This window comes from Algoriphagus sp. AK58 (assembly GCF_014324365.1).
Lineage (GTDB): Bacteria > Bacteroidota > Bacteroidia > Cytophagales > Cyclobacteriaceae > Algoriphagus.
Genome location: NZ_QEIG01000010.1, coordinates 230,373 through 238,574, shown reverse-complemented (window position 1 = coordinate 238,574; position 8,202 = coordinate 230,373). Strand labels below are relative to the sequence as shown.

At 43.9% G+C, this 8,202-nt stretch carries 6 protein-coding genes; 1 reads left to right on the top strand and 5 read right to left on the bottom strand.

What is annotated here, in order from left to right:
* Positions 1–305: 305 nt before the first annotated feature.
* Both DDT91_RS11780 and DDT91_RS11775 read right to left on the bottom strand, forming a co-directional pair.
* Positions 306–1,082 (bottom strand): ABC transporter permease, encoded by a 777-nt coding sequence (locus DDT91_RS11780; protein ID WP_187176390.1) that lies wholly within the window; start codon positions 1,080–1,082, stop codon positions 306–308.
* Positions 1,083–1,231: 149 nt separating this feature from the next.
* A complete protein-coding gene (locus DDT91_RS11775) occupies positions 1,232–1,738 on the bottom strand; it encodes an ArsR family transcriptional regulator (RefSeq protein ID WP_187176385.1) in 507 nt (168 codons plus the stop codon).
* A 665-nt stretch (positions 1,739–2,403) separates the two neighbouring features.
* On the opposite strand from DDT91_RS11775, the gene DDT91_RS11770 reads away from it, so the two are divergent.
* The gene (locus DDT91_RS11770) at positions 2,404–3,792 is read left to right on the top strand and encodes a hypothetical protein (protein WP_187176384.1); all 1,389 of its coding nucleotides are present in this window, start codon (positions 2,404–2,406) and stop codon (positions 3,790–3,792) included.
* Here DDT91_RS11770 and DDT91_RS11765 read toward each other — a convergent pair.
* Genes DDT91_RS11765 through DDT91_RS11755 form a run of 3 tightly spaced genes read right to left on the bottom strand, consistent with a single transcriptional unit; the run spans position 3,753 to position 7,938 of the window.
* Positions 3,753–4,925, bottom strand: coding sequence for a hypothetical protein (locus tag DDT91_RS11765; RefSeq protein ID WP_187176383.1), 1,173 nt, complete (start codon positions 4,923–4,925; stop codon positions 3,753–3,755). The two genes, DDT91_RS11770 and DDT91_RS11765, sit on opposite strands and share 40 nt — an antisense overlap.
* Positions 4,925–6,415, bottom strand: a complete 1,491-nt coding sequence (locus DDT91_RS11760) for a hypothetical protein (protein WP_187176382.1) — start codon at positions 6,413–6,415, stop codon at positions 4,925–4,927. The genes DDT91_RS11765 and DDT91_RS11760 overlap by 1 nt, the downstream gene beginning before the upstream one ends.
* Positions 6,406–7,938, bottom strand: a complete 1,533-nt coding sequence (locus DDT91_RS11755) for a hypothetical protein (protein ID WP_187176381.1) — start codon at positions 7,936–7,938, stop codon at positions 6,406–6,408. The genes DDT91_RS11760 and DDT91_RS11755 overlap by 10 nt, the downstream gene beginning before the upstream one ends.
* Positions 7,939–8,202: the final 264 nt, after the last annotated feature.

Sequence of the window (8,202 nt, the reverse complement as noted above, 5' to 3'; positions counted from 1 at the left end):
GTCGGCTTCGCGAAGTCGGGTTGTCCAGTTGTCCCGTTGTCGGGGTTAGAATTCAGCAGAAGGCGGGTAACGGCGTAGCGGACAACCTGACAACAGCTTTAGCGGAAAACTGGACAACAGCCGCAGGCTTTACGCGACATCAGCAAATATTCGTTCCATTCGTCGTCCCGATTGATTGAAAAATCCAATTGTTGATCGGGATCTTCGGATGGGTAGGCTAAGCGACATCTGCAAAGATTCTTTCCATCCTACGTCCCGATTGATTGCATAATTCCATGTGAGATCGGGACCGACTCATGGGCCAATTACGCGACATCAGCAAATATTCGTTCCATTCGTCGGAAATAAAACATGCCGAAAATGAAGAAAACAAGGGAAACGATGGTTCCTGGCCAAATCCATTCCCAAGGCATGGGGCGGTCGAGGAATGCTGCCCGAAAACCTTCAATCACTCCGACCATAGGATTGAGGATGTACCAACCCAGATATTTCTCAGGCACGGCGGAAGTACTGTAAACTACCGGAGCGGCATAAAGCAAAAGCTGGACAATAAAGGTGAGGGCATGCTTGACGTCCCGGTACTTGACAGCCAAGGCAGAGAGAAACATTCCTATGCCTAAGCTGCACATCAGAAGTTGAATGATGAGCAAAGGAGTAAACAGTACTCCCCAACCCGGAATTTGCTTAAAGTAAATGAGCATCCCCAAGACCACCACAAAGGCAATGGTAAAATCCAGCATTTTGGAAAGGATGGCCGAAAGGGGAAGTACCATTCTCGGGAAGTAAACCTTGGTGATCATATTGGCATTTTGAATCAGGGAATTGGCTGATTCGGTGAGTGTCCCCGAGAAATAATTCCATGGCCAAAGTGCCAGGTAGGAAAACAGGACATAGGGCATCCCGTCGGAGTCCACTTTGGCCAATCCCCCAAAGACCAAGGTAAAGACTAAGGTGGTAAAAAGAGGTTGGATAATGGCCCAGGACACGCCCAAAATGGATTGGGCATAGCGGGCTTTGATGCCTCGAAGTGTCAGGAAATACAGTAGGTCTTTGTATCTCCAGAGTTCTTGAAAATCGACCATTTTCCAGCCGGAAGAGGGTTCGATGACTTTGTAATGGAGTTTATCTGAGGAGGACAAGGAATGAGAGGTTTGGGAGTAGGGAGGTTTGGAAGTAAGGAAGTTTGGAGGTTTGGAAGTATGGAGGCTTGGGAGATTATGAGTTTAAGAGATTAGGCACCATAGATCAGGAGGCCGTTGAGGTTGCCGGGGTCTTGTTCCAGAAGTTCAACTTTCACTTTTCGATTGACTTTTTCGTAGGTTTTGTCTTTGATAAACTGGAGGTACTTGGTATCCAGGTTTTTTCCGATGATAATCATTTCGACAGTGCCTGAGTCTATTCCCATGGCATAATCTCCAACGATATAGGCGCGTTCCACCTCTCCCAATCGCTTGACGATCTTCTCCATGAGCTCATCCAAACCCAAGAATTTGGAAACCATGTTTTTGATTTCGGTGAAAAAAGGGTGCTGCTTGTTCGCCTTATACACTTTTGTTTTCCCTTCATCCTCGGCCAATAGCAATCCCGCCTCCGTCAGGCGATTGAGTTCCACCCGGACTGAATTTGTGGATTCCTCAAACTCTTTGGCCAAAGAGCGGAGATATCCCGAATTGGTGTGGGAGAAAAACTTCAGAAGAAGTTTGATGCGGGTTTTGGAAGTGACTAGAGAGTCGAGCAAGGAAAGAAATGCTGGTAATGGATAGAGGTGGCTATTTTCAAGGGAAAAACGCCTACGCTTCTACTTATTATTGAATGTTGTCGAGGTTATCCGGTTGTCCGGTTGTCCAGTTGTCTGGTTGTCTGGTTGTCAGCTTCGCGCCTGCCTACCGGAGGTAGGTTGTCAAGGTTTTATTTACTGACGCCTCTACTCCAGTCACAGAGCTAAGTGGAAGTGTCCGTACAAGTTTTCAATGATCAATACTTCGAACTTGTAGACTCCCGTCTCCAAGGTGCTCAGTACATTTTTCAAGGATATTTGGTCATTGGTCATGGATGATTTCCCAGAGCTTCGCCCGGTCACTCCCAAGGTGAGGGCTAGCTGTATGAGTAAAAAAATTACTCAGTCAAACAAATTTAAATGCTTCGGGGATTTTTCCAAATCAAGGACAGGGATGAGCGTTTGGCGTTCTGAATTTTGGATGTAGGAGATTAGTTGTTGGGTTGTCAGGTTGTCGGGTTGTCCAGTTGTCCGTATGGTCGATGTTGGTTACCGGGGGTAGGTTGTCAAGTTTATCTTTTATGCCTTTACTTAAGAAGGATATTGGGGTTGGAGAAGAATGATGAACAAGGGTTTGATTTTGGAGAATGCGGCAGGATTGTCAATATTTAAGTATCAGAAACTTATTGTCCACACTCTTGACCGAAAAGACGATTTCGAACCTTACCCATTTTTTGATCGGGGCAACACTGTCTGTTGTGGTTTTGATTTTTCTTTATTTCCAAGTCTGGTATGGACCGAACAATACTCCCTACTATGGAGATGAAAATTTCTACGTGAAGAATGCGGAGAACTTTTATCGCCATTCCAGTTTGGAAGCTGCATTTTCATACACGGGAAGAGGAGCCCGACTTTTAGGGGTTGATGCCCATGGTCCAGCTTATCCTTTACTCCAGGGGGGAATATCCAAGCTTATCGGCTGGCATTTATTGACGATCCCTTTGATCCATCTCTTTTTGTTGGGATCAGCTCTTCTATGTTTATATATCAGGGTAAAAAGTGAGCTGAGCACCAAGCTCCTACAAATCCTTCTGGTCTTGGGATGCCCGGTGACCTTGTTTTATTCCATGACCTTCATGCCCGAGTTGATCCATATTTCCGGTGGCATGATGCTTTACGTCTTGCTTAAAGCCTATTTGGATAACAAATCCATGCGGAATTACGGGATACTCCTCGCATTTATTCTAGTATTGGGCTTTTTCAGGAGTACCTGGTTTTTCGCGTATTTGGGCTTGATCGTCCTACCGGTCCCGAAAAAGGAAATTCAAGCAGGGTTAGTGCTTTTGGCCGGGTTGGTATTGGCTTTTGGCATGCAGTACCTTTTCCATGAGCAGGTTCCCAATGCCTTCTCAGAAGCCGGCAATTGGATTGCCCAGGGTCAATGGGAAAGGGCAATTGCGGATTTGCTTTTCAATACCAAAAGGAACCTCTATTTCCTCCTCAACTACACGGAAGGGTGGTTTTATACCTTTCAAAAAATCTGGTTAATCCTGAGTTTGATTGTGGCTTTTTTTTACTTGAAAAAAGAGCCATTGATTCGCTTTGGTGTAGCGGGGCTCTTGATACTTCTGGTATTCAACCTTGTTTTTTATAAAAATTACGATTGGGTAGATCTAAGGATGTACACCCCATGGGTGATTTTTCTAAATCTTGGACTGATTCACTGTATTAACTACAAGGCCCTTCCCCTCCTGGCACTGAATTTCAGTTCTTTTTTGTTGATTCTTCCTTTTTTAAGTCAATTGATGTCCTACCGGACTCAACCGGGCGCCCGGGATATTCCCCAAGCTGTGGAAAGGGAATTGGTGGACTTGAAAGCTCCAGTTTTGGTGCATCTTGACCCGGCAATCCTGGACGGATATGCACTTTGGCAACTTCCGCTTTCCAATCATGAAGGAGAACCCATTCGGTATATCTTACCCTACTATGAAATCGAAATGGCAAGCCCGGACATTTGGTTGGTGGAAAAAGACGGTCAGTTGAGCGCGTGCCCGAAAAAGAGTCTATGCCAATAGGCTATTCCAAAAGAAAACTGAACCAGGTACATCAGACAAAAAAGGACAAACCCAAGCTTCATCTTTCTGCCACTTTCCATAAAATCTTCCCCAACAAAGATGAGCATACTCAGGTAATGCAGAAAAAGAGCAACAGGAATCTGCCAATAAAAATTACCATGAAGCTCACGGAATCCTGTTTCTGCCAAAATCAAATAGACAGCCAATGCAAATCCGAGCAAAAGAAACGAAAAGCCAAAAAAACGGGATCGAAAAGCCTTTTTTCCCCAGAAAGCCAAAAACACCGAAGTAGTGGGAAAGCTGGTTAGGAAATCAAAAAAAGGCTCTTTGGAAAAATGCAGGTGCACCCTGAAAGGATTGATGACTACATCCGAACGCTCTTCGGGGGAGTACATTTTGGCGATCATGGGGTCGAGATCAAAAATCCATTTTTTCTCCAGAAAAAGAAGGAATAATACTATCCCGGAAAGACCCAAAGAAGTGAATAATCTCTTCTTTTCTCGGGGGTTTTGCAGCCAAGCATAGATGGGAAAAGCAGGAATATAGCAAAATAGAAAACTTGGCTTGATCAGCATGATCAAAACGCTTAGAGCCAAAAGGTTGATCAGCTTCTTTCTTTGTGGATTTTCCAGCCAGTCAAGAGTTTCCCTTACCAAAAGAATACAAAATGGAAAAACGGCGATCAGGGTGGAGTTATGCCAGATCGTGGGTGTAAACTTTCCCAAGTACCAATACGATCCGTCGATGGAAGGAATAAATATTGGGCTGAGAAAAAGAAGCGAAAGGGTAAGGAAGAACGTGAGATTTTTCTTCAGCTGAAGACTTTCCTGGATCCAGGTAAAACTAAGGTGGTATTTCCACCAAAAAGAAGCCGTCAGGATGAGCAATGCACTCAACACCAGTGGATACTTGTACCAAATCAACTTATCCAGAAGGAAGATGGCCCCATAGTATCCTGGAGGGGAAGGGAAATACCCCTCTTTGAGGTAATCCAGCAGGAGGAAGTTGTGAACTTTGATATCAAACGACTGAACATCGTAGAATTTAATCATGTACGCCAAGGTGAAAAAATACAGGCCCAACATAAACCCGTCGTATTTGCATTCACTCCAAAACTTAATCAGGCGATTCATCACTTTTGTAAAAGTAAAACCATGGAGGATTCAGAGTCCATCTTTTGGTACTTGTCGAAGTATTTCAAATTGTTAAAATAGGTGGCCGAATCTACGAAATAGAGATTTTTTAAAGGCATTTCCTTGTCAAGATGCTGTTCAAGGAGTGTAGGCCAGCCCAATATTTTAAATCTCAGGGGATGATCGAAAAGCAAGTCCCGGTAGTATTCCCCCTTTCCGATCAGGTAAACTTGGCTCCCCTGCCCGAATTGATTGAGTTCGATTGACAGTTGGTCGGCGGAAATCTTATTGTCCTTACTGCGAATAAAGGAATAGAAATGAAAGAGGAGAAAAAAGATCAAAACGGAGAAGAATCCTTTGGCAATCAGAGGTGATAGATTTTTGGAACCTGGAATCAAAAAAACACCCATAAAAAAGAAGAGGTACAGGATCGCGTAGATTTGAACTTTGATCAGAAAAAAGGGAGAAGCAGCTATCACCAGTACTCCGAGAAGCAGTATTAGGAGACCGATCTGTTTCCAATCCAGGAAGAGGCCAAAAGCCAGGAAGAGGAGCATCAGCCCGATCACAAAATGTTCATGCAAAATGAATGTGGTGAGCGCAATCCAGACCGATTGGGGACTCAAGAGCTGGATCCTTTTTTGGTCGAGCTGCTCTTTCCATGGGAGCAGCTTTTCTGCTAACTCGGGGGCCTTTTGAAAATCGATCAAACCATTTGAAAAAAAATACAAGTCAGGGTTTGATTCCCTCAAATCTTCCTTGTGGAGTTGCAAGGCTGGATGGTCAAAAACCTGAGAGCGAAGCTCATTGAGATTTTGAAACTCCCCAAGTCCCATAGCCTGAATCCACATCCAGGAGATCAAACCACCTATACCCCAAAGGATGGCGGGTATCAGGAGTTTCTTAACATATAGGATCTTTTTGAAGACTCCTCCGAACACGATTGCTCCTCCCAGCAGAAACAAAATCAACACTTCCGGGCGCACCAAAAATCCCAGGAAAATCAGGAAATCTTCCGGGAAAAGAGAAAAAAGTTCGTTTCTGCCATTGTCTCTGCTTAGTCTCCAGGCAAGGCCTGAGGTAATTGCGAAAGCAGAAACGAGGGTAAACTGAAGAAAAAAAAGAAAATGGCAGAAGAAAGAAAATGCAAAAAGGGCCCAAATCCATCGGGTATTGGCCAGATTCGCCCTTTTTTCAACCAGCCTGACAAAAGCCAAAAAACCGGCATAGAGCAATCCAAACCACATCAAAGGGTACCAAGGAATGGAAGGAAACAAAAGATAGAATTTTGAAAAAGTCCAACTCAGCAAGGGGTGCAAAAAAACTGCGAAGGATTCAGGAGTCCCGGTATATGCACCGGATACCAGCCACATCATCACTTCGTCATCATTTACCTGGAATCTCCAGGGCAAAAGAGAGATAAGCGCCATTGCAAGCGCTCCCAAAACAGCCCAAATGAAGAAAAATCGGGATGTTGATTTCAGTTCCATAATAAGAAAATCGGATTTTCTTGGACCGTGCCCAGCTTTTTGGAGTGGGAAAATTGCCAACCATCAGGAAGGGGTTGCAGGGGTTGACATATCAGCACTTGGGGTGGCGGAGGTGGTTGGTTTTCCAGTTGATACCTGTCCCACACCATAGGAGTATGAGGAACCGAAAGACCCGAAAGGTAGGCCAACCCCGGAATCCGGTAGGCTGTAGATACCTCTGTTATGTTTTTTTCAATCGCAAAATTTCTGATCTCTGAAACCAGCTCAACCAAGTCCGGATCAAGAAGCAAAGGGGCTTGGTTGCTAAGATTCAAAGACCTCTTTGGTGACCAAAGTGCCTGATCCTGACCAAAAGGGTGCCACCAAATCCCATTAAACACCAAAAGAACTGTGAGGAAGGGCACAAGGTAAATGGCTCTTTTGGAAAATAGATCAGTCCGAATAAAAATCAGAATCAGCCAAAAAACCCAATAATGAATCCCTATTCTCAACCAATAGACATTACTTCCAAAATGGAGAATAAAAGGAAAGACAAAAAGCAAGACGTCTTGTCTAGAAATAGACCTGTAAGACCAGGACTCTGTCACTGAATACGCCAGCAAACAAGCAGTGCTAATCATGACCACATGGTTCCATTCGTCGGTGATGTGTGTAAATAGGGTAAGCCAAATGATCGTTGCTAATCCAAAAACCAGTACCGCATAAAAAATTGCAGGGGGCTGATTGCGAACTTTTGCCAGCAAAGCTGCAGGAATCATTCCGATAGCAAGCAATCCAAGCCCGAGAGATGGGCTTTTCAGAATGTTGGTCAAGTCATAATCCGGGCGGGCAGAATGAAGAGGAATGGCACGGAGGAGTCTTTCGAAAGCAAATTCTCCCAAAAACATCCAAAACAGGATTTCCATCAAAAGGAAAGGTACTATCAAGAGCAGTACTGAAGCTAAATTTCTCCTCCTTTGGTCAAGGAGCAAAAGTGCACTGACCGGAAATAAGATAAGCGCCACGGTGAATTTGACATACATTAAAACCCCTAAGATAAGTCCCAGTAAAAGCGTTTTTCGCAAAATGGTAAAAGATGAGAACGCTGAATACATCCAAAAAGACCCCAGGACCACTGTAAGGGAATTGTAAGAAAGAGTCGGAGGCAAGAAAGCATACCCTGAAAATAATCCAAGGACAGACAGAAGAAAGACTTGTGGCTTGGAATAAGAGCCTTGGATTTGGTTTTTCAAAAACTGAGTCAATGCCCATGCAGCCAGAAAATAACTCGCCAAGCGCATCAGTCTAAGTTCGACAATGGAAAATGAATATCCGGTGAGTTGGAAGAAAAGCTTGAAGAAAAGGTCATAATTGATAATCCCGGATTCATTGGCCTGGGAGGGAACTGTCAGCAAAACATATAACCCCTCATCCGAAATATCAAATCCCCGATTGAATCCCAGCACGATCAACAGCATGCAGGCAAGAACCGAAATCAGGGAGAGCAAATTCGCCATGTCCCTAAAATAGGAACTCGTCCTCATACCACCGACACTTTTCTAACCCTTGGGATTGAGGAGGAGGAGAAAAAAGAAATTTTTTACGAATGATTTTAATAAATTTTATTTATAAAAAATTAAAAGAATCAAATTTCAACTCTGTTAAATCCAAAATTGTGGAAAACTTTCTTTCTTTTTAAACAAAAAATACCCAGTTGTGGGTATTTTTTTGAAAGGTCCACCATGGTAATTTTGGTCAGGGTGATTAAGCAACTTTTCTCATCACTTTTCATTAAAAAATACGAAGGG

Coding starts and splice junctions, on each gene's coding strand:
- DDT91_RS11780 (WP_187176390.1), bottom strand. CDS start 1,082: ATGGTCGATTTTCAAGAACTCTGGAGATACAAAGACCTACTGTATTTC.
- DDT91_RS11765 (WP_187176383.1), bottom strand. CDS start 4,925: ATGAATCGCCTGATTAAGTTTTGGAGTGAATGCAAATACGACGGGTTT.
- DDT91_RS11755 (WP_187176381.1), bottom strand. CDS start 7,938: ATGAGGACGAGTTCCTATTTTAGGGACATGGCGAATTTGCTCTCCCTG.
- DDT91_RS11760 (WP_187176382.1), bottom strand. CDS start 6,415: ATGGAACTGAAATCAACATCCCGATTTTTCTTCATTTGGGCTGTTTTG.